The sequence below is a fragment of the Micromonospora sp. WMMD964 genome, assembly GCF_029581455.1.
GTDB lineage: Bacteria > Actinomycetota > Actinomycetes > Mycobacteriales > Micromonosporaceae > Micromonospora.
This window is the reverse complement of the sequence record NZ_CP120860.1, coordinates 5,985,060-6,006,146: the sequence shown is the minus strand read 5'-3', so window position 1 is coordinate 6,006,146 and position 21,087 is coordinate 5,985,060. Positions and strand designations below refer to the sequence as shown.

Sequence of the window (21,087 nt, the reverse complement as noted above, 5' to 3'; positions counted from 1 at the left end):
CGCACCTCCACAGGAAACTCATCATCCGTTGAACTCAACGCTAGATGAAATACTGGTCCCGACGCAATGCGTCGCACCGCACAGTCGTCGCGCTTAGCATGAGAACGGGCAGTAGGCTCCGGACCGGACACCGAGTCCGCCAACGGGCATTGCGCGCTGATCGGACGTACGGCACGATGGCGCGGTGGGTCACCCTCCGTTACCGGACAGCGGTTTTCTCGAGGACTGGGCCGCGCGGTTGCGGCAGGCCGCCGAGCGGCCGGTCGTCGGCATCCTGCTGCGCGGCAGTCACGCCCGCCGCGCCGCCACCGCGCACAGCGACGTCGACCTCGACGTGCTCGTCGGCGGTGGGACCCCGTACGCCGCCCGACGTGCCTACCTGACCGAAACCGCAGGCCGCGTCACCCACGTCTCGGTGGCCGCCCGCGACGTCCGCTCCTGGGTGCACCGACTCGGCGAACCGGCCGACTGGGCGTTCGGGCTGCCGGTCACCACGCCGGCCCGGCTGCTCTGGGCCGACCCGCACTGGCGGCCCCGGATCGACCTGCCGGTGCTCTGTCAGCCCGCCGAACCACCCCGACTCGAGGAACTGATCGCCACGCTCGGTAAGGCCGCCGCGGCCCGAGCCGTCAACGACCGCCTCGGGGTCCGGCTCGCCGTCGCCGACCTGGCCCGCCTCTGCCCGTCGGTGCTGCGCCCGGCCAACCCCTCGGTACGGGTGCACTCCCGCCGGGCGGCCTTCGCGGCGGCCCTGGAACTGCCGGTGGCCCCACCCGGGTACCGGGCCGACATGCTGCTCTGCCTCGGGCTGCGCCCGGGCGCCACCAGCGCGCTGTGGGCCGCCGCGGTGCGGCTGGTCGCCGGCACGTTGCCGTTGATCCGGCCGTACGCCGAGGAGATCGCCGACACCGCCGGAGTCGACCTGGCGGCCGCCCTGGTCGACGGCCGCCTGGACCGCTATGTGGCCCAGTTGGCCCGACCCGTCGGGCCTCCGCCGCAGCCCGGGCGGGAGCGGTCGCCGGTACCCGCGCCGCGTGCGGGACAATTGGTCACTGTGCCCGTACCTGACGCGCCGGTGACCGGCGTTCCCAGCGATCCGAGCGACCCGGTGACCTCCGAGCCGGCTCGCCCGTCCCGGCTCGACCCGGCCATCGCGGCCCGACTGCGCCGCAGTGCCGACGGTCTGGTCGCCGCCGTGGTCCGTGCGCACGACTCCGGCGAGGTGCTGATGGTCGCCTGGATGGACGACGAGGCGCTGCACCGCACGCTCACCACCGGCCGCGCGACGTACTGGTCGCGCAGCCGCCGCGAGTACTGGGTCAAGGGGGCCACCTCCGGGCACCACCAGTACGTCCGCTCGGTCGCCCTGGACTGCGACGGAGACGCGCTGCTGGTGAGCGTGGACCAGGTCGGCGCCGCCTGCCACACCGGCCACCGGACCTGCTTCTTCACCGAGCTGCCCGTCACCACCCAGGCCCAGCCGTGACCGACGGCGCGGTCAGCCCGGACCTGGCCGGCTTCACCGAGTCGGCCGCCCGCTGGCGGGTGGTGCCGGTCACCCGACGCCTGCTGGCCGACGCGGAGACCCCGGTGGGCGTCTACCGGAAGCTGGCCGGAGGGCCGGGCACGTTCCTGTTGGAGTCCGCCGAGCAGGGCGTCGGGTCCGCCGGCATGGCCTGGTCGCGCTACTCCTTCATCGGCGTACGCAGCAGCGCGACCCTCGTCGAGCGGGACGGCGTGGCGACCTGGCTCGGCCGGCCGCCGGTCGGACTGCCCACCGAGGGTGACCCGGTGCGGGTGCTGCGGGAGACGGTGGCGGCGCTGGCCGGCCCGGTCGGCGATCCGACCGACGGGCTGCCGCCGTTGACCGGGGGCATGGTCGGCTACCTGGGGTACGACCTGATCCGCCGCTTCGAACGGTTGCCCGAGCTGACCGAGAACGACCTGGGCGTGCCGGAGCTGGGCATGATGCTCGCCACCGACCTGGTGGTGCTCGACCACTACGACGGTTCGGCGATCCTGGTCGCCAACGCGGTGCTGCCACCGGTGGACGCCCCGGACCGCGCCCCGCAGGTCGCCGCCGCGTACCACCACGCGGTGGGCCGGCTGGACGCGATGACCACCGCGCTGTCCCGGCCCATCCCGCCGATGATCTCCACGGTCGAGCGTCCGCCGGTCGGGGAGGTGCTCTGCCGGACCCCCGCCGACGGGTACCCGAAGGCGGTGGAGGCGGCCAAGGAGGCGATCCGGGCCGGTGAGTGCTTCCAGATCGTGCTGTCGCAGCGGTTCGAGCGGCCGATCCACGCCGACCCGTTGGACGTGTACCGGGTGCTGCGTACCAGCAACCCGAGCCCGTACATGTACCTGCTGCGCTTCGACGGGTTCGACATCGTCGGCTCGTCACCGGAGGCGCACCTGAAGGTCACCGCCGCCGAGGACGGGCGACGGCGGGCGCTGCTGCACCCGATCGCCGGCACCCGGCCGCGCGGCGGCACCCCCGCCGCCGACGCCGCGCTCGCCGCGGAGCTGCTCGCCGACCCGAAGGAACGGGCCGAGCACGTGATGCTCGTCGACCTGGGCCGCAACGACCTGGGCCGGGTGTGCCGGCCGGGCAGCGTGGAGGTGCCCGAGTTCGCCACCATCGAGCGGTACAGCCACGTCATGCACATCGTCTCCACCGTCACCGGCACGCTGCGTGACGACCAGACGGCCTTCGACGCGCTCGCCGCGACCTTCCCGGCGGGCACCCTGTCCGGTGCGCCGAAGGTCCGGGCCATGGAGATCATCGAGGAGTTGGAGCCGGTCCGCCGTGGTCTGTACGGCGGCACTGTCGGCTACTTCGGTTTCGGCGGTGACCTGGACATGGCGATCGCCATCCGGACCGCGCTCATCCGCGACGGCCGCGCCTACGTGCAGGCCGGGGCGGGGGTGGTCGCCGACTCGGACCCGGCCGCCGAGGACCAGGAGACGCGGAACAAGGCCGCTGCGGTGCTGGCGGCGATCGCGGCGGCCGAAACATTGAGGCCGGCTCGGTGAGCGCGAGGAGTGCAGCGCAGCGGAGCCCCGCAGTCGCGAACGAAGGGCCGGCTCGGTGAGCGCGAGGGGTGCAGCGCAGCGGTCCGGTGTGGGGCGGCGCGAGTTGACGTACGCCGTCCTGCTGTGTCTGGTCGGTGCCGGCCTGGCCTTGTGGGCTGCGACGCGGAGTTGGTCGGTGGAGTTGACGGTACGCCCGGCGCCGCTGCCGCCGGTGCGGGACACCCGCAGCGGCGCGGGCCTGTTGCCGTGGTTGCCGGCGTTGGCTGTGGTGGCGTTGGCGGGTGGTGGTGCGGTGCTGGCCACCCGGGGCCGGGTGCGCCGGGTGCTCGGCGGGCTGCTCGGTCTGTTGGGTCTGGCGGTGGCTGCCGGTGGCGGTTACGGGCTGGTCGCCGACGTGGGTGGCTCGGTGAGCCGGCAGTGGCCGGCGCTCTGCCTGGTCGGCGGGTTGCTGGCCGCCGCCGGGGGTTGGTGGACGGCGGTGCGGGGCGGCGGTTGGCCGGCGATGGGCGCTCGGTACGAACGGCCGGCGCGCTCGGGCCCGGAGCCCGCGCCGGTCGGCCCGGAGGGTTCGTCGGCTCCGTTGGCCGGGCGGCGGACCACGGAGGCGTGGGACGCGTTGGACCGGGGCGAGGACCCGACGGCCGACTGAGACGTCGGCCGGCGGGGTCAGCCGACCGGCTGACGCTCGCGCTGTGCTCGGTGGCCAGCGGCGCGGGTGGCGGTCAACTCGGCCACCAGGCGGTTCAGCTCGGCGCGTTGGTCGGCGCGGGCTCGGTCGGCGCAGACGGCCTCCCAGGCGTTGCCGCGTGCCGTCCGCATCCGTCCTTCGCCGACCACCGCGCGCTCGACGGTGTGCACCACGCCGACGGCGAGCGACGCCACTGTCCGTGAGATTGTGGTCAACCCGTTGGTCGGCTGCGGCTCGGACATGCTCATGGTCACCTCGCACGAGGAGTTGCGACGGTCGGGCAGGCGCGCCGTTGAGTCTGCCCGAGGACGATGTTCGTCGGCCGAGGTTTCGCCGCGGTGACCGCCCGGTCAACTGTCGCGCCTGGGGCGTGACCAGGGCGGTCCGTCCGACCTTGAGCTTGCTCACAACATCGATCGACGTTGTTGTCGTCGCGCGCCGACCGGCGACTGGTGGCATGATCGATGGATCGGCCCGGTGCGACCGTGGCCGTGAGGCCTCGTACCGTGTGACGGCGGTCGATACCGGAGGTGGCGCTGCGTGACACACCGTTCACGGCAAGTCGGCCATTATGCCGCAGCCCTTTTCGTGAGCAGCGCCATACCCCCGGCATTCGGCGTCGGTCGGCTGCCCCTAGCATCGGCCCATGACGCCCGGAGAGGGGAGTCCGTTGGTGACTGCTGAGCATGCGCACGCGGAGGGGGACGAGGCCGGTCAGGCAGCGTCCGTAAGCGTGCTCGACGAGATTCTGGCCGGCGTGCGCGAGGACGTCGCCCGACGCCAGGAGCAGGTTCCGCTGGAGCGGATCCGTGAACTGGCGGCGGCCGCGCCGCCGCCGCTGGACGCGTACGCGGCGCTGCGCAAGCCCGGGGTGGCCGTGATCGCCGAGGTGAAGCGTTCGTCGCCGTCCAAGGGCCGACTGGCCGAGATCGCCGATCCGGCCGACCTCGCCGTCGACTACGCGGCCGGTGGGGCACGGGCGATCAGTGTGCTGACCGAGGGGCGCTGGTTCGGCGGGTCGCTGGACGACCTGGCGGCCGTCCGCGCCGCCGTGACGGTGCCGGTGCTGCGCAAGGACTTCGTGGTCTCCAGCTACCAGGTGCACGAGGCGCGGGCGCACGGCGCGGACCTGGTCCTGCTGATCGTCGCCGCCCTCGAGCAGAACGTGCTGATGGGTCTGCTGGAGCGGATCGAGTCGCTCGGGATGACCGCGCTGGTCGAGGTGCATGACGAGGAAGAGGCCGACCGGGCTCTGGAGGCCGGCGCACAGGTGATCGGCGTCAACGCCCGTGACCTGCGTACCCTTGAGGTCGACCGGTCGGTGTTCGAGCGGATCGCGCCCGGCCTGCCCAGCAGCGTCGTCAAGATCGCCGAGTCCGGCGTGCGTGGCCCGCACGACCTGATCCGGTACGCCTCCGCGGGCGCCGACGCGGTGCTCGTGGGCGAGGGCCTGGTCACCCAGAAGAGCCCCCGCGAGGCGGTCGCCGAGTTGGTCAACGCGGGCAACCACCCGGCAACGCCCCGGCCGGTGCGCTGATCCCGCACCGACGTGACGCCCCACCGAGAGGATTTCCGATGAGCGCCGACGCGCTGGCCCCGGTGGCCGGCCCGCAGCCCGACTCCGCCGGCCACTTCGGCCGCTTCGGCGGTCGGTTCGTTCCCGAGGCACTGGTGGCCGCGCTGGACGAGCTCGACGGGGCGTGGCGGGCCGCGATGGCGGACGAGTCCTTCCGGGCCGAGTTCGGGGCGCTGCTGCGTGACTACGCGGGCACCCCGTCGCTGCTCTACGAGGCCCGGCGGTTCTCCGCGAAGGTCGGCGCGCGGGTGCTGCTCAAGCGCGAGGACCTCAACCACACCGGCGCGCACAAGGTGCGCAACGTGCTCGGCCAGGCGCTGCTCACCAAGCGGATGGGCAAGACCAGGGTGATCGCGGAGACCGGCGCCGGCCAGCACGGTGTGGCCACCGCGACCGCCGCCGCCCTGTTCGACCTGGAGTGCGTGGTCTACATGGGCCAGGTCGACACCGAGCGGCAGGCGCTGAACGTGGCCCGGATGCGGATGCTCGGCGCCACCGTCGTGCCGGTCACCAATGGTTCGCGCACCCTCAAGGACGCCATGAACGAGGCGATGCGCGACTGGGTGGCCAACGTCGACGAGACGCACTACCTGATCGGCACCGCCGCCGGCCCGCACCCGTTCCCGGCGATGGTCCGCGACTTCGTCCGGGGCATCGGTGACGAGGCGCGCCAGCAGTGCCTGGACCTCACCGGCGCGTTGCCCGACGCGGTGACCGCCTGCGTGGGTGGTGGGTCCAACGCGTTGGGCATCTTCCACGCCTTCGTCGGCGACGACGACGTGCGGCTGTACGGCTTCGAGGCCGGCGGCGACGGGGTGACCACCGGCCGGCACGCGGCGAGCATCACCGGCGGTTCGGCGGGCGTGCTGCACGGCACCCGGACGTACGTGCTGCAGGACGCCGACGGGCAGACCCTGGAGTCGCACTCGATCTCCGCCGGTCTGGACTACCCGGGCGTCGGGCCCGAGCACGCCTGGCTGCACGACACCGGTCGGGCCACCTACCTGCCGGTCACCGACGACGAGGCGATGGCCGCGTTCGAGCTGCTCTGCCGCACCGAGGGGATCATCCCGGCGATCGAGAGCGCGCACGCGCTCGCCGGCACCGTGGCGCTGGCCCCGAAGCTCGCCGCCGAGCTGGGCCGGGAGCCCACCATCGTGGTCAACCTCTCCGGGCGGGGCGACAAGGACGTGCACACCGCCGGTGACTACTTCGGCATCCTCGACAAGGAGCGGTGAGATGAGCCGGATCGGGCTGGCCTTCGACAAGGCCCGCGCCGACGGGCGGGCACTGCTGGTCGGCTGCATGCCGGCCGGTTTCCCGAGCGTCGAGGGCAGCATCGCCGCGATGACCGCCATGGTCGAGGCCGGCGTCGACGTCATCGAGGTGGAGATCCCCTACTCCGACCCGGTGATGGACGGGCCGGTGATCCAGCGGGCCAGTGACATCGCCCTGGCCGGGGGCGTCCGCACCGCGGACACCATGCGCATCATCGAGGCGGTGGCGGCCACCGGCGCACCGGTGGTCACCATGACCTACTGGAACCCGGTCGAGCGGTACGGCGTGGATGTCTTCGCCCGTGACCTCGCCTCCGCTGGTGGCACCGGTCTGATCACCCCGGACCTGATTCCGGACGAGGCCGACGAGTGGCTGGCCGCCTCGGACGCGCACGGGCTGGACCGCACGTTCCTGGTCTCGCCGTCGTCCACCGACGCCCGGCTGGCGATGACGGTGCAGCACTGCCGTGGCTTCGTCTACGCGACAGCGGTGATGGGAGTGACCGGTGCCCGGGCGCGTACCTCGGACGCCGCCCCGACGCTCGTCTCCCGGACCCGCGCGGTCACCGACCTGCCGATCGGTGTGGGCCTCGGGGTGGGCACCGGCGCGCAGGCCGGCACCGTCGCCGGGTACGCCGACGGGGTGATCGTCGGCAGCGCCCTGGTCCGGTGCGTGCTCGACGCGCCCACCGAGGCCGACGGGCTGGCCGCACTGCGTACGCTCAGCGCCGAACTCGCCGAGGGTGTCCGCAACCCCACCCGCTGAACCCGTCCGCGCTGGGCCCCTGTGGCCGGCCGGCGCGCGCAGCGCGGGGGCATGTCTGTCTGTTGAGCGGTATACCTCTGAGTCATATTTATGACTCAGAGGTATACCGCTCAATCGCATGTGGCGCGGCGGCGAGGGTGCCGGCCGGGCGGCCCTCCTCGGCCGGGCGAGCCGCCGGCAGGGGCGCGGGCGCGGAGGCGACGGCACCGGGTACGCAGGGCACCTCGCGGAGCACGCCGGAGCGACCGGCGGTCGCGTCGGTGACGGCGGCCCGGGTGAGCGGGGTGACCGCACCGGGTAGTGCCCCGGGGGAGTGCCAGGTCAACCGGCAGCCGGGTGCGGGGCCGGCGGCGGGTCGGACCCCGGCCGCGCGGGCCCGGAACACGTGTACGAGTACGTCCGGCAGTGGAGCGGCGCGCCCGGCCAGGGTTTCCACCGGCGGGCCGGTCAGGTGATAGACACCGACCAGGTCGACCAACTCGATGTCCCAGCCGGTCTCCGCCCGGATGTCCCTCAGCGCCGCCCCTACCGGGCTCTCCGCCGGACGTAGCCGTCCACCGGGCAGCGCGTGGCGGCGCGTGCCCCGGCCCTGCCGGCAGAGCAGCACCCGGCCGGTGTCGTCGGTGACGACAGCGGCGACCGCCCAGGTGAGCGTGCTCATGGACAAAGAGCGTACGGGGGTGCAAACCAGAAGTCACCGAGTTGCGGGCTCCGACGGCCCGGGGTGCCGCGGTGGGGGTGTGCAGCGGTAGCGTGTGCACCCGTGACCCTCGCCTCGCTGTCCCCCCAGGCGGCCCTGCCCAGCCCCAGCACCGCGGTCTGGCAGCTCGGGCCGGTGCCGATCCGGGCCTACGCGCTCTGCATCATCGCCGGCATCGTGCTGGCCTGCTGGGTGACGGAGCGCCGGCTGCGGCAGCGCGGCGTCGCGCCCGGCGCGGTGCTCGACATCGCCGTCTGGGCGGTGCCCGCCGGCATCATCGGCGCCCGGATCTACCACGTGATCACCTCACCGGAGAAGTACTTCGGCGCCGGTGGTGAGCCGTTGAAGGCGTTCGCCATCTGGGAGGGTGGTCTCGGCATCTGGGGCGCGGTCGCCGGCGGCGCGGTCGGGGCGTGGATCGCGGCCCGACAGCTCGGCATCCCGTTCGGGGTGGTGGCCGACGCGCTGGCGCCGGGGCTGCCGCTGGCCCAGGCGGTCGGCCGGCTCGGCAACTGGTTCAACAACGAGCTGTTCGGCGCGCGTACCACGCTGCCGTGGGGCCTGGAGATCCACCGGATGGACCCGGACAACCCGGGGCACGCGCTGCGCGACGACGCCGGGCAGCCGATCCTCGAACCGGGCCTGTACCAGCCGACGTTCCTCTACGAGCTGCTGTGGAACCTCGGCGTGGCCGCCCTGGTCCTCGTCCTCGACCGTCGGCTCAAGCTGGGTCGGGGTCGGGCCTTCGCGCTCTACGTCATGGGCTACACCGCCGGCCGGTTCTGGATCGAGCTGATGCGCACCGACGAGGCGAACCAGATCCTCGGCGTCCGGCTCAACGTCTGGACCGCCGCGCTGGTCTTCCTCGGCGGGTTGATCTACTTCCTGCGGGTGCGTGGCCCGCAGGAGTTCCTGATCCCGCTCGGCGCGACGGCGACGCCGACTCCGCCCACCGCGTCCGACCTGTCCCAGGTGGACCTCTCCGAGCGGGAGACCCCCACGCGGGCCGCCGCGCCGGAGGGCTACCGGGTGGTCAGCGAGGAGCAGTACGCCGCCTGGCAGGAGACCGGCGTCGTACCGCCGGAGTCAGGCGCCGACGAGACCCGCACCGACGAGATCCGCACCGGCGAGGCGGCCGTCGACGGGCCGTCGTCCCACGACCCGGCGGACGAGTCGTCAGCCGACCGTGCCGACGGCACGAGCACGCGGCCCGCAGACGGGGCTGACGTCGCCGGCACCCGGCCCGCCGATCGGGCTGACGCCGCCGGCGCGCGGCCCGCCGACCGGGACAGCTGAGCGGGGGCGTAACCGATGCGAAGCGCGGTGGTGGTCGGCGCCGGGGTGGGTGGCCTCGCGGTGGCCGGCGCGCTGGCCCGCTCCGGCTGGACGGTCACCCTGATGGAGCGCGCCGAACGGGTCCGGCCCGAGCCGACCGCCGTGGTGCTCTGGCCCAACGGTGTCCGCGCGCTGCAAGCCCTCGGGCTCGGCGCGGGTCTGGCTGCCATCGCCACTCCGCTTCCCGACGGTGGAGTCCGCCGCCCGGACGGGCACTGGCTCGTGCAGCCCCGGCCCGTCCCCGCCGACCGGATGCCGGTGGTGGTGCACCGCGAGGACCTGCACGACGCGTTGATCGCCGGCCTCGGCGAGCGGGTCGACCTGCGGACCGGCGTGACCGTGCGCCACGTTCGGGTCGAGCCCGGTCAACGACCCGCGGTCAGCGACGGGCGACAGACCATCGAGGTCGACCTGGTGGTCGCGGCCGACGGCACGGACAGCGGCATCCGCCGCCAACTCGCCCCCGAATCCCGGGTGGTCAGCTCCGGGTGTGCCGCCTGGCGCGCCGTCATCCCCTGGTACAAGGCGCCTCGCCTACCCGACGACCAACCGCTGGCCGGTGAGATCCTCGGCGCGGGCTACCGGTTCGTGGCGGCGTCGTTGGGCGAGCGCGGCTCGTCGGGTGGTTCCGCCCGGGGTGGCATCTACTGGGTGGCCACCGCCGCGGGCGCGCCCCGCCCCGAACCACCGGAGACCCAGCTCGCCCTGCTGCGCCGCTGGTACTCGGGCTGGCCCGACCCGATCAGCGCGCTGCTCGACGCCACCGACCCCTCCGACCTGGTCCAGCAGGAGGTCCGCGAGCTGCGTCCGCTGCCCCGCTCGTACGGCTTCCCGGCCGGGCCGGGAGGGGTGGTGCTGCTCGGCGACGCGGCGCACGCCATGCCGCCGCACCTCGGGCAGGGCGCCTGCCTCGCCTTCGAGGACGCCGCCACGCTCGCCTCCCTGCTCCGCGAGGCGCGGCTGCCCGACGCCGTTCAGGCGTACGACCGGGTGCGTCGCCCACGCGCCGCGACAGTGGTTCGGCAGACGCGGCGGATGTCGGCGGTGCTCCAGGCCCGTGGCCGGTTGGCGCTGCGCGCCCGCGACGCCGCCCTGGGCACGATCAACTCCCGACTGCTCTCCAGCGCCGCCGCGTCCGCCGCCCAGTGGCGTCCCCCCACCTGACCATCCCACCCCACCCCACCCCACCCCGCCCGCCGCCCGCACCCTCGTGCCCCCATCGATCATGGAGTTGTGGCGGTAGACGAAGGATGGCAAAACCCTCCTTAACCGGCACCACAGCTCCATGATCGGGAGGGTCGGGCGGCGGGTGGGGTTGGTTCCTGTCGCGCCTCGGTCGATGCGGCCCGGTCCGGGCTTCGGTGCCGGTCGCCCATTGCCGTCGTGCCTGCCTCTCGCGAGCCCTCTCCGTCGGGAGATCCGCGCAACATCAGGGGGGTAGTTCCATCCTGAGTTGGCTGGTCAGGGGGTCTTGACGGTTGGTGGTGGTGGGTGGGAGGTCCAGGTTGGTGGTGAGGTGATCTTTGGGTTGATCGTTTGCCGTGGGTGGTTAGCGGGTGGTGTGGGTTTGGGTGAGGACGGTGAGTGCGCGGATCAGGGTGGTGGCGTGGTGGTGGTTGCCGCGTAGTCGGTCGAGGATTCGCCAGTTCTTGAGGTCGTTGAAGGCGTGTTCGTTGGTTGCTCGTTCGCGGCTGATGAGGGTGTTGACGATTGTTTGGTGGCGGGTGAGGGGTTTGCCGCGGGCGGCGCGGCGGCCGGTGATGATGGTGGGTTGGTCGTGGGGGTGGCCGGGGTGAGCGCCGCGGGGGCGAGGTGTGTGGCTGATGCCGGGTTGGTCGTCGAGGCGGGTGAAGCCGAGGTCGCAGATGGCGGCGAGGTCGGCTGCGCGTAGGTGTGCGGGGATGCGGTTGCGGCGGGCGGCGGTGATTTCCGCGGTGCGTGCGGGTAGGGCTGCGGAGGTCCAGAGCAGGTTGCCGTTGAGGTCGGTGATGGCGAGGACGAGTAGGCCGAAGGTTTTGTGTTTACCGCTGTAATGGGTGCGGCGGCGGTGTCGGTCGTGGGGGCGTTGGACCGGGATGAGGGTGCCGTCGAGCAGGACTACCTCGCTGTGGTGGCGGGCGCGGCGCAGGACCCGTGACAGGCGGGGCATCTCAGCGGCCAGGACAGCGATGACTTGCGCGACCCATCGACGGACGGTGGAGGCGGATATGCCGTTGCCGGCGGCCAGGTCGTGAGGGCGTTGGTTATGGCGCAATACCGCCAGCACGATCATCGCCGCGCGGTGATCGGACAACTTGCGCCATCGGGAACGCACCCGTGAGCGGTGCTGACGGATCGCGTTGACGACCAGGGTCAGGGTCTTCGTGGACAGCGCAAGGCTCGACTGGTAGACAAGCGGCGAGCCCTCGGCCACCGGGTTTTTGTGTGTCACGACCGAACACCCTGGCCGAGGGCTCATCTATCTTCTGCACGCCACACCGTCACCACCGGCAAACGATCACCGCGAAGATCACCAGCGGTTGACCTGCTCCATCCCCGCCACCCCCGCACCGTCAAGACCCCCTGACCAGCCAACTCAGGATGGAACTACCCCAGGGATGTTGCTGCCTCCGGCGCGTCGCAGGCAGCAAGAACAGGGAAGTTGCTCGGATCTTGGTGCGGGGTGCGGGGTGCGGGGTGCGGGGTGCGGGGTGCGGGGTGCGGGGTGCGGGGTGCGGGGTGCGGGGTGCGGGGTGCGGGGTGCGGGGTGCGGGGTGCGGGGTGCGGGGTGCGGGGTGCGAAGTCAGGGATCAGGGGATCAGGGCCGCGGGTTCGGCGATGCAGGCGGTGCCGATGCGGCGGAAGCCGACCCGCAGGTAGACGCGGGCGATGTCCTCGCTGCCTGCGGAGAGGAATACCAGGTCGGTGCCGGCCGCGAGGAGTTCCCGGGCGAGGGCGGCGGTCAGCGCGGCGCCCAGCCCCCGTCGCCGGGCGGCCGGCAGGGTGGCCACCCCGGCGATCTCCGCGACGTCGTCGACCCGCATGGCCATGCCGCTGGCCAGCGCGCCCTCGGTCGGCGTGCCGGCCAGTGCGGAGATCCGTCGGCCGTCGGCGATGCGGGCGCGTTCCTCGTCGAGTGCGGCGAGTTCGAGTTCGGTGACGGCGGCGTCCCGCTCGGCCGGGCCCGCCTCTCCGGTCGCGGTGCCGGCGGCGGCGAACGACACGGCGGCCACCGCCCGTCGGGCGGCGACGTCGGCGGCGAAGTCGGGGGAGTCGGCGGCCAGCACCCGTATCGCCACGTCGGACAGGGTCGCCGGGTCGGGCAGCTCGGTCGGGTCGAGCACCATCAGCGGTGCCTCCAGCACGTGCAGCCCTGCCGAGCGCGCGACCGCCAGCAGCTCGGGGGTCGTCTCGTGCACCCACTCGAAGGCTTCCGGCAGGCCCAGCTTCCGTTGCCGCTCGCGGACCGCCGTCACGTCGGCCAGCGACGGTGGTTCGGTGGCGTCGAGCCGGGGCCGGGCGTAGAACGGCCAACCGTTGCCCTCGCGGACGAACAGCACCAACCCGCCATGGTCCTCCGCACCGGCGACGTCGCGGGGCACCGCGTCGTAGAAACGTTCCAACCGGTCGAAGACGTGTTTGTTGAGCGGATCCACCGCGCGAGACTACACGTCCCAGCCAGTGGACGGTGTGATCAATCTCAGGTGGCCGTGCGAGCGTCGCCCTAACGTAGACTCAATAGACCCACGGGCCGACGTCGTCCCCACCATGATCCAACCTGAGTGACGACAGGAGGCCCGGTGGCTCAGCCGTACGCGGATATGACACAGCCGTACCCGCACAGCCCGCAGGCGTCCCCGATGCCCGACCCCCGCCCGTCCGCCCAGGGGCTCTACGACCCCGCGCAGGAGCACGACGCCTGCGGTGTGGCGTTCGTGGCGGACCTGCACGGCAGGCGTTCCCACGCGGTCGTCGCCAACGGGCTCGGTGCCCTGTGTCGGCTGGACCATCGCGGCGCCCGGGGCGCGGAGCCGAACACCGGCGACGGCGCGGGCATCATGATCCAGGTCCCCGACGCGTTCCTGCGCGCGGTGGCCGACGTCGCGCTTCCCCCGGCCGGCGAGTACGCGACGGGGCTGGTCTTCCTCCCCGACGACGACGCCGCCGAGGCGCGTGCCCGGCAGGTGGTCGAGAAGTACGCGCTGGTCGAGGGGGCCGACCTGCTCGGCTGGCGGGATGTGCCGATCGACAGCAGCGATCTCGGCGAGACGGCCCTGGCGGCGATGCCCCGGGTCCGGCAGCTCTTCCTGGCCGCGCGCCGGCTCACCGACGCGCCCGAGGGGCCGGCCGGTTCGCCGCTGCACGGCATCGAGCTGGACCGGGTGGCGTTCAGCCTGCGCAAGCAGGCCGAGCGGGAGACCGCCGAGCGGGGTGTGCCGGCGTACTTCCCGTCGCTGTCCAGCCGCACCATGGTCTACAAGGGAATGCTCACCCCCGACCAGTTGCCGGCGTTCTACCCGGACCTGCGTGACGAGCGGATCGACAGCGCGATCGCGTTGGTGCACTCGCGCTTCTCCACCAACACGTTCCCGTCCTGGCCGCTGGCCCACCCGTACCGGTTCATCGCCCACAACGGCGAGATCAACACGATCCGCGGCAACCGCAACTGGATGCAGGCCCGCGAGGCGCTGCTGCGCTCGCCGAACGTACCGGGCAACATCCGGCGGGTGTTCCCGGTGTGTACGCCCGGCGCCTCCGACTCGGCGAACTTCGACGAGGTCCTGGAGTTGTTGCACCTGGCGGGGCGGAGCCTGCCGCACGCGGTGCTCATGATGATCCCCGAGGCGTGGGAGAACGACCCCGGCATGGAGCCGGCCAAGCGCGCCTTCTACCGCTTCCACGCCAGCCTGATGGAGCCGTGGGACGGTCCCGCCTCGGTGGCGTTCACCGACGGCGAGATCGTCGGCGCGGTGCTGGACCGCAACGGGCTGCGTCCGGGGCGCTGGTGGCAGACCGACGACGGCCTCGTCGTGCTCGGTTCCGAGGCGGGCGTGCTCGACCTCGACCCGGCTCACGTGGTCGCGAAGGGGCGACTCCAGCCGGGGAAGATGTTCCTGGTCGACACCGTCGCCGGTCGGATCGTGCACGACGAGGAGATCAAGTCCGAGCTGGCCGCCGCTCAGCCGTACGAGGAGTGGCTGCACGCGGGGCTGATCGAGCTGGGCGACCTGCCGGCCCGCGCGCACACCGTCTACACCCACGACTCGGTGCGCCGCCGCCAGCAGACCTTCGGTTACACCGAGGAGGAGCTGAAGATCCTCATCGGGCCGATGGCCCGCACCGGCGCCGAGCCGCTCGGTTCGATGGGTACGGACACTCCGATCGCGCCGCTGTCCACCCGGCCACGACTGCTTTACGACTACTTCCACCAACTCTTCGCCCAGGTCACCAACCCGCCGTTGGACGCCATCCGGGAAGAGTTGGTGACCAGCCTGGCGTCGACCATCGGGCCGGAGGGCAACCTGCTCGACCCGGGTGCGGCGAGCTGCCGGCAGATCGTGCTGCCGCACCCGATCCTCGACAACGACGAGCTGGCGAAGATCCTCTCCATCGACGAGGACGGCGACCTGCCCGGCTTCAAGGCGGTCCGGGTGTCCGGGCTGTACCGCGTCCGGGAGGGCGCCGCCGGGATCAAGGCGCGGCTGACCGAGATCTGTCGGCACGTCTCCGAGGCGATCGAGGACGGCGTCCGGATCCTGGTGCTCTCCGACCGGGACTCCAACGCCGACCTGGCACCGATCCCGTCGCTGCTGCTCACCGCCGCGGTGCACCAGCACCTGGTGCGCGAGCAGACCCGGACGCAGGCGGCGTTGATCGTGGAGTCCGGCGACTGCCGGGAGGTGCACCACGCGGCGGTCCTGATCGGCTACGGCGCGGCGGCCGTCAACCCGTACCTGGCGTTCGAGTCGGTGGAGGATCTGATCTCCACCGGCGCGCTGGCCGGGGTGGAACCCGCCGCCGCCGTGCGCAACTACGCCAAGGCGCTCGGCAAGGGCGTCCTGAAGATCATGTCGAAGATGGGCATCTCGACGGTCTCCTCGTACTGCGGGGCGCAGGTCTTCGAGGCGGTCGGTCTGGACACCCGGCTGGTCGAGCGCTACTTCCGGGGCACCCCCAGCCGCATCGGCGGGGTGGGCCTCGCGGGCGTACACGCCGAGGTGGCCGCCCGGCACGCGCTGGCCTGGCCGGCCGCGGGCGCCGCCGCCTCCGACCGGTTGGAGGTCGGCGGCGAGTACCAGTGGCGTCGCGAGGGTGAGCTGCACCTGTTCAACCCGGAGACGGTCTTCCTGCTGCAGCACGCCACCCGCAGCCGGCAGTATGACGTCTTCCGCGAGTACACCGCGAAGGTCGACGCGCTCGCCGCGCAGGCCGGTTCGCTGCGCGGGCTGTTCACCCTGCGGACCGGGGTCCGCCCGGCGGTGCCGATCGAGGAGGTCGAGCCGGCCTCCGAGATCGTCAAGCGGTTCGCCACCGGCGCCATGTCGTACGGGTCGATCTCCGCGGAGGCGCACGAGACGCTGGCCATCGCGATGAACCGTCTCGGCGGCAAGTCCAACACCGGTGAGGGCGGCGAGGACGTCGAGCGCCTGCACGACCCGGCCCGCCGCTCGTCGGTCAAGCAGATCGCCAGCGGTCGCTTCGGCGTGACCAGCGAATACCTGGTCAACGCCGACGACCTCCAGATCAAGATGGCCCAGGGTGCGAAGCCGGGCGAGGGCGGTCAGCTGCCCGGCAACAAGGTCTGGCCGTGGATCGCCCGTACCCGGCACGCCACCCCCGGCGTCGGTCTGATCTCCCCGCCGCCGCACCACGACATCTACTCCATCGAGGACCTGGCCCAGCTCGTCCACGACCTGAAGTGCGTCAACCCGGCGGCCCGGGTGCACGTCAAGCTGGTCAGCGAGGTCGGCGTCGGCACCGTCGCCGCCGGGGTGGCGAAGCTCAAGGCCGACGTCATCCTGATCTCCGGCCACGACGGCGGCACCGGCGCGTCCCCGATGAACTCGCTCAAGCACGCGGGCACCCCGTGGGAGCTGGGGCTGGCCGAGGCGCAGCAGACGCTGTTGCTCAACAAGCTGCGCGACCGGGTCACCGTGCAGGTCGACGGTCAGCTCAAGACCGGCCGGGACGTGCTGGTCGCGGCGCTGCTCGGCGCGGAGGAGTTCGGTTTCGCGACCGCGCCGCTGATCGTCGCCGGCTGCGTGATGATGCGGGTCTGCCACCTGGACACCTGCCCGGTCGGCATCGCCACCCAGAACCCGGTCCTGCGGGAGCGGTTCACCGGCACCCCGGAGTTCGTGGAGAACTTCTTCCTCTTCCTCGCCGAGGAGGTCCGGGGTTACCTGGCCGAGCTGGGTCTGCGGTCGATCGAGGAGGCCATCGGGCAGTCCGAGTTGCTCGACGTGGCCCCGGCCCTGACGCACTGGAAGGCCCACGGGCTGGACCTGGCACCCGTCCTGCACCTGCCGGAGCTGCCCGCCGGTGCGGCCCGACGCGGGGTGCGCGCCCAGGACCACGGCCTGGAGCAGGCCCTGGACAACGAGCTGATCGCGCTGGCCCGTCCGGCGCTGTCGGAGCGGGCGCCGGTCCGGGTCGAGGTGGCGGTGCGCAACGAGCACCGCAGCGTCGGCGCGATGCTCGGCGGGGAGGTCACCCGCCGCTTCGGCGGTGCCGGCCTCCCGGACGACACGATCGAGTTCGTGCTGCACGGCACGGCCGGGCAGTCGTTCGGCGCCTTCCTGCCGCGCGGGGTCACCCTGCGGCTGCACGGCGACGCCAACGACTACGTGGGCAAGGGCCTCTCCGGTGGGCGCGTCGTCGTCCGTCCGGACGCCGCCGCGCCGTTCCTCGACCCCGACGCCGAGCCGGGTCAGCGGGCCGAGGATCAGATCATCGCGGGCAACACCATCCTGTACGGAGCCACGGCGGGCGAGGTCTTCCTGCGCGGCCGGGTGGGGGAGCGGTTCGCGGTCCGCAACTCCGGCGCGGTGGCCGTGGTCGAGGGCGTCGGCGACCACGGTTGCGAGTACATGACCGGCGGCACGGTCGTGGTGCTGGGTGCGACCGGCCGTAACTTCGCGGCCGGCATGTCCGGCGGTACGGCGTACGTGCACCACCTGGACCGTGCGCGGGTCAACACCGAACTGGTGGACCTGGCGCCGCTGGGCGAGCAGGAGCAGTCGTTGCTGCACGAGCTGATCCAGCGGCACGTGGCCGAGACCGGCTCGTCGGTCGCCGAGGAGCTGCTCAAGCGCTGGCCGGAGGCGGTGGCCGAGTTCACCGCCGTGGTGCCCCGCGACTACCGCCGGGTGCTGGAGATCATGCGGGCCGCCGAAGCCGCCGGCCGCGACGTCGACGACGCGGTGATGGGCGCCCTCAGCGCGCCGGCCGCGCCGCCCGCCCCGCGGGTGGCGGCCCAGGAGGTGGCACGTGCCTGACCCGAACGGTTTCCTGCGCTACGACCGGCGGCTGCCGGCCCGCCGTCCGGTGTCGGTGCGGATCAGCGACTGGCGTGAGGTCTACCCGCCGGCCGGCGAGGAGTTGGTCCGTGAGCAGGCCACGCGCTGCATGGACTGCGGCATCCCGTTCTGCCACGACGGCTGCCCGCTGGGCAACCGCATCCCGGACTGGAACGACCTGGTGCGTACCGGCAACTGGGACGCCGCGGTGGAGTCGTTGCACGCCACCAACAACTTCCCGGAGTTCACCGGTCGGCTCTGTCCGGCGCCCTGCGAGGCGGCCTGCGTGCTCGGCATCTCCGGCGGTCAGCCGGTGACCATCAAGCAGGTCGAGGTGGAGATCGCCGACGCCGCCGCGGCGCGCGGGTTCACGCCCCGCCCGGTGCCGGCGCCGTCCGGCCGGTCGGTGGCCGTCGTCGGCTCCGGGCCCGCCGGTCTCGCCGCCGCCCAGCAGTTGGCCCGCGCCGGTCACACCGTGACGGTGTACGAGCGGGACGACGCGATCGGTGGCCTGCTCCGCTACGGGATCCCCGACTTCAAGTTGGAGAAGCGGCACATCGACGCCCGGTTGGCCCAACTCGCCGCCGAGGGGGTGCGCTTCCGTACCGGTGTGAACGTCGGGGTGGACGTCACCGCCGAGCAGTTGCGCGCCGAACACGACGCGGTGCTGTTGGCCTGCGGCGCGTTGCAGGGCCGGGACACTCCGGAGACCCCGGGCCGGGCGCTTCGGGGCGTACACCAGGCGATGGCGCACCTGGTCGCGGCGAATCGCGCGGTCGCCACCGCGACCACCGAGGAGGCCGGCGAGCGCCGGCTGGCGCCGGCGGTGCTGCCCGACGGCAGCCCGATCGACGCGGCCGGCAAGCACGTGGTGATCATCGGTGGTGGCGACACGGCAGCCGACTGCCTCGGCGTCGCGCACCGCCAGGGCGCCGCGGGCGTGCACCAGCTCGACCTGTACCCGCAGCCTCCCCAGGAGCGCGACGAGGCACGGGACCCGTGGCCGACGTGGCCGTGGGTCCTGCGCAGCTACCCGGCGCACGAGGAGGGCGGCGAGCGGGTCTTCGCCGTGGCGGTGCAGGAGTTCGTGGACGACGGCACCGGCCAGGTGCGGGCGGTGCGGATCGCCGAGGTGACCGTCGAGAAGCGCGACGGTCGGCGCATCGTCACAGTGGTGCCGGGCTCCGAGCGGGAGCTGCCGGCGGATCTGGTGTTGCTGGCGATCGGTTTCGAGGGCACCGAGCGGCAGCCGCTGCTGGAGCAGTTCGGGGTGACCCGCAACCCGCGGGGCGCGGTCGACGCCCGCGACGACTGGCAGACCGACGCCGACGGGGTGTTCGTCGCGGGCGACATGCACCGGGGCGCTTCGCTGATCGTCTGGGCCATCGCCGAGGGGCGTGCGGCGGCCGCCGCGATCCACGCGTACCTCGGCGGTGTCGGTGCGCTGCCGGCCCCGGTCGGCCCGGCAGCGCAGGCTCTGGCCGCCCGCTGAGCCGTTGGGGTGTCCGGCCGGTGTGGCAGGCTGCTGCCACACCGGCCGGGCATTCCCGCTGGTGAAGCCGCTCACAAATGTGGGCAAACAGGTTTAAGGTGGCAAGACTTGTCGGCTGCCGAGCCGCGCCGCGATCGGCCTGAATGATCATGCCGCCGATCGCTGGAGGTCCGTCGTGGCCACGGGTGCCACCTTCGCCGCGCTGCGCCATCGCAACTACCGCATCTGGGCGCTCGCCGGGTTCGTCTCCGTCATCGGCACCTGGATGCAGGTCCTCGGAGTCAACTGGTACGTCCTGAAGGAGACCGGTTCGGCGACGTCCATGGGCTTCGCCGTGCTGCTCCAGGCGGCACCCACCCTGCTGCTCAGCGTCTGGGGAGGTGTGCTGGCCGACCGTCTGCCGGCCCGCCCGTTGCTGATCGCGGCCCAGGTGACCCACGCGGCGCTCGCCGCCGGACTGGGAGCGGTCGCCCTGACCGGTTTCGGCGGGCTCCCGCTGATCTTCGCGATCTCCCTGGCCACCGGTGCCGTCTCGGCGATCGAGGGGCCGGTGATGGGCCGCTGGGCCTCCACCCTCGTCGACCGGGAGACCCTCGGCAACGCCCTGGCGCTCGGTTCGCTCTCCAACTCCGCCGGGCGCATCCTCGGCATGAGCCTCGGCGCCCTCGTGGTGGCCGCAGTCGGCCCCGCCCTGCTGTTCGGCATCAACGCGGCGAGCTTCGCCGCCGTGGTGGTGGCGCTGTTCGCCGTCCGCCCGGGGGCCGTGACCGGCGTGGCGGTGGCCGCCGCCGGTGCGACCCGCGGCGGCGTACGGGCCGGGTTCGCCTACCTGCGCCGGCAACCGGTGCTGCTCGTCGCGCTCGCCCTGTCGTTCGTGCTCGGCAGTCTGGGCCGCAACTACCAGGTGACGATGGCGGCGATGAGCGACGGCCCGCTGAACGCCGGCGCCTCCGGCTACGGCGTCCTGTCCACCGTGTTCGCGATCGGAACGGTGGTCGGCGCACTCGTCGCGGCCCGCCGCCGGTCCCTGGGCTACCGGACGCTCGTCGTCGCCGGCCTGCTCGCCAGCGGGTTGCAGATCGTCGCCGGGCTCGCCCCGGGGACCGTGAGCTTCGCGGCGGTGATCCTGCCGATCGCCGCCGCCGCGGTGGTCATCGACACCACCGTCGGCACCCGCGCCCAACTCGACACCGACGCCGCGATGCGCGGCCGGGTGCTCGCCGCCCTGGCGGTCACCGGCTCGGTCTCCGCCGCGGTCGGTGCCCCGCTGCTCGGCTGGCTCGCCGAGTACGCCGGGCCGCGCCAGACGCTCGTCCTCGCCGGAACCGCCGCGACGATCGCCACGGTCGCGGCGGCGGTCGCCCTCGACCGTCAGCAGGCCCGCGCGGCGACAGCCCCGCTGGTCGCGCCCCGGCCCCGCCATCCGGTACGACGGGTGGCGTTTAGGGCCGCCCGCATCGTCCGCCCCACTGGGGCGGTGTGTGTGATCGCGCCCGCCGACGGTGTTCCCTCGGGCCCGATCCGGCTCCCCGAGTTGGCCACCGCCGGATCCCTGCCCCGCCGCTGAAGACGCGCCCCCTCCGCCCTGGTCCCGCGCCCCGCCCCGGCCCCGCGCCCCGCCCCGGCCCCGCGCCCCGCCCCGGCCCCGCGCCCCGCCCGTCCCGTCGATCATGGAGTCGTGGTGGGCGATGTGCTCGCCATTGCCCGATTTGTGGGGCA

Annotated in this window: 15 protein-coding genes and 1 pseudogene; 12 read left to right on the top strand and 4 right to left on the bottom strand. The window is 73.1% G+C overall.

The features are described from left to right. Positions 1-184 precede the first annotated feature (184 nt). From O7616_RS31190 to O7616_RS27245, 4 genes and pseudogenes are all read left to right on the top strand, one after another. Positions 185-874, top strand: a pseudogene (locus O7616_RS31190) (phosphoribosyl-AMP cyclohydrolase); the annotation flags it as partial. A gap of 180 nt (positions 875-1,054) precedes the next feature. Further along, the gene (gene hisI / locus O7616_RS27255) at positions 1,055-1,486 is read left to right on the top strand and encodes a phosphoribosyl-AMP cyclohydrolase (RefSeq protein ID WP_282264822.1); all 432 of its coding nucleotides are present in this window, start codon (positions 1,055-1,057) and stop codon (positions 1,484-1,486) included. Continuing rightward, complete coding sequence (locus O7616_RS27250; protein ID WP_282304606.1) at positions 1,483-3,036, top strand: anthranilate synthase component I; 1,554 nt, start codon at positions 1,483-1,485, stop codon at positions 3,034-3,036. The genes hisI and O7616_RS27250 overlap by 4 nt, the downstream gene beginning before the upstream one ends. A gap of 55 nt (positions 3,037-3,091) precedes the next feature. Beyond that, positions 3,092-3,685, top strand: a complete 594-nt coding sequence (locus tag O7616_RS27245; RefSeq protein WP_282304605.1) for a Trp biosynthesis-associated membrane protein — start codon at positions 3,092-3,094, stop codon at positions 3,683-3,685. A 17-nt stretch (positions 3,686-3,702) separates the two neighbouring features. Here O7616_RS27245 and O7616_RS27240 read toward each other — a convergent pair whose 3' ends face one another. Continuing rightward, entirely contained in the window at positions 3,703-3,972 is a 270-nt protein-coding gene (locus tag O7616_RS27240; RefSeq protein WP_282304604.1) for a hypothetical protein, read from the bottom strand. 485 nt (positions 3,973-4,457) lie between these two features. Between O7616_RS27240 and trpC the strand changes: the two genes are divergently transcribed. Genes trpC through trpA form a run of 3 tightly spaced genes read left to right on the top strand, consistent with a single transcriptional unit; the run spans position 4,458 to position 7,343 of the window. Then, a complete protein-coding gene (gene trpC, locus O7616_RS27235) occupies positions 4,458-5,261 on the top strand; it encodes an indole-3-glycerol phosphate synthase TrpC (RefSeq protein ID WP_172862221.1) in 804 nt (267 codons plus the stop codon). A gap of 38 nt (positions 5,262-5,299) precedes the next feature. Then, positions 5,300-6,538 carry a tryptophan synthase subunit beta gene (trpB, locus tag O7616_RS27230; protein WP_282304603.1) on the top strand — a complete coding sequence of 413 codons (1,239 nt, stop codon included), beginning with the start codon at positions 5,300-5,302 and terminating at the stop codon, positions 6,536-6,538. A 1-nt stretch (position 6,539) separates the two neighbouring features. Continuing rightward, entirely contained in the window at positions 6,540-7,343 is an 804-nt protein-coding gene (trpA, locus tag O7616_RS27225; protein WP_282304602.1) for a tryptophan synthase subunit alpha, read from the top strand. Between the two features lie 88 nt (positions 7,344-7,431). On the opposite strand, the gene O7616_RS27220 is transcribed toward trpA, so the two are convergent. Beyond that, the gene (locus tag O7616_RS27220; RefSeq protein ID WP_282304601.1) at positions 7,432-8,004 is read right to left on the bottom strand and encodes an NUDIX domain-containing protein; all 573 of its coding nucleotides are present in this window, start codon (positions 8,002-8,004) and stop codon (positions 7,432-7,434) included. 102 nt (positions 8,005-8,106) lie between these two features. Here O7616_RS27220 and lgt point away from each other — a divergent pair, with 102 nt between their 5' ends. Together lgt and O7616_RS27210 are read left to right on the top strand one after the other, a co-directional pair. Next, positions 8,107-9,339, top strand: coding sequence for a prolipoprotein diacylglyceryl transferase (lgt, locus tag O7616_RS27215; RefSeq protein ID WP_282304600.1), 1,233 nt, complete (start codon positions 8,107-8,109; stop codon positions 9,337-9,339). Positions 9,340-9,354: 15 nt separating this feature from the next. Continuing rightward, positions 9,355-10,542: an FAD-dependent monooxygenase gene (locus tag O7616_RS27210; RefSeq protein ID WP_282304599.1), complete on the top strand. Its 1,188-nt coding sequence runs from the start codon at positions 9,355-9,357 to the stop codon at positions 10,540-10,542. 385 nt (positions 10,543-10,927) lie between these two features. On the opposite strand, the gene O7616_RS27205 is transcribed toward O7616_RS27210, so the two are convergent. Further along, the gene (locus tag O7616_RS27205; protein ID WP_282303345.1) at positions 10,928-11,809 is read right to left on the bottom strand and encodes a transposase family protein; all 882 of its coding nucleotides are present in this window, start codon (positions 11,807-11,809) and stop codon (positions 10,928-10,930) included. Positions 11,810-12,167: 358 nt separating this feature from the next. Beyond that, positions 12,168-13,013 (bottom strand): GNAT family N-acetyltransferase, encoded by an 846-nt coding sequence (locus O7616_RS27200; RefSeq protein WP_282304598.1) that lies wholly within the window; start codon positions 13,011-13,013, stop codon positions 12,168-12,170. Between the two features lie 165 nt (positions 13,014-13,178). Between O7616_RS27200 and gltB the strand changes: the two genes are divergently transcribed. From gltB to O7616_RS27185, 3 genes are all read left to right on the top strand, one after another. Beyond that, entirely contained in the window at positions 13,179-17,855 is a 4,677-nt protein-coding gene (gltB, locus tag O7616_RS27195) for a glutamate synthase large subunit (protein ID WP_282307741.1), read from the top strand. Continuing rightward, positions 17,848-19,368 carry a glutamate synthase subunit beta gene (locus tag O7616_RS27190; protein ID WP_282304597.1) on the top strand — a complete coding sequence of 507 codons (1,521 nt, stop codon included), beginning with the start codon at positions 17,848-17,850 and terminating at the stop codon, positions 19,366-19,368. The genes gltB and O7616_RS27190 overlap by 8 nt, the downstream gene beginning before the upstream one ends. Before the next feature lie 175 nt (positions 19,369-19,543). After that, positions 19,544-20,935, top strand: a complete 1,392-nt coding sequence (locus O7616_RS27185) for an MFS transporter (RefSeq protein ID WP_282257651.1) — start codon at positions 19,544-19,546, stop codon at positions 20,933-20,935. Positions 20,936-21,087 lie beyond the last annotated feature (152 nt).

Bases quoted from the DNA above. Each gene is read 5' to 3' on its own strand.
- O7616_RS27240 (WP_282304604.1), bottom strand. From the start codon at position 3,972: ATGAGCATGTCCGAGCCGCAGCCGACCAACGGGTTGACCACAATCTCA.
- trpB (WP_282304603.1), top strand. From the start codon at position 5,300: ATGAGCGCCGACGCGCTGGCCCCGGTGGCCGGCCCGCAGCCCGACTCC.
- trpA (WP_282304602.1), top strand. From the start codon at position 6,540: ATGAGCCGGATCGGGCTGGCCTTCGACAAGGCCCGCGCCGACGGGCGG.
- O7616_RS27220 (WP_282304601.1), bottom strand. From the start codon at position 8,004: ATGAGCACGCTCACCTGGGCGGTCGCCGCTGTCGTCACCGACGACACC.
- O7616_RS27210 (WP_282304599.1), top strand. From the start codon at position 9,355: ATGCGAAGCGCGGTGGTGGTCGGCGCCGGGGTGGGTGGCCTCGCGGTG.
- gltB (WP_282307741.1), top strand. From the start codon at position 13,179: ATGACACAGCCGTACCCGCACAGCCCGCAGGCGTCCCCGATGCCCGAC.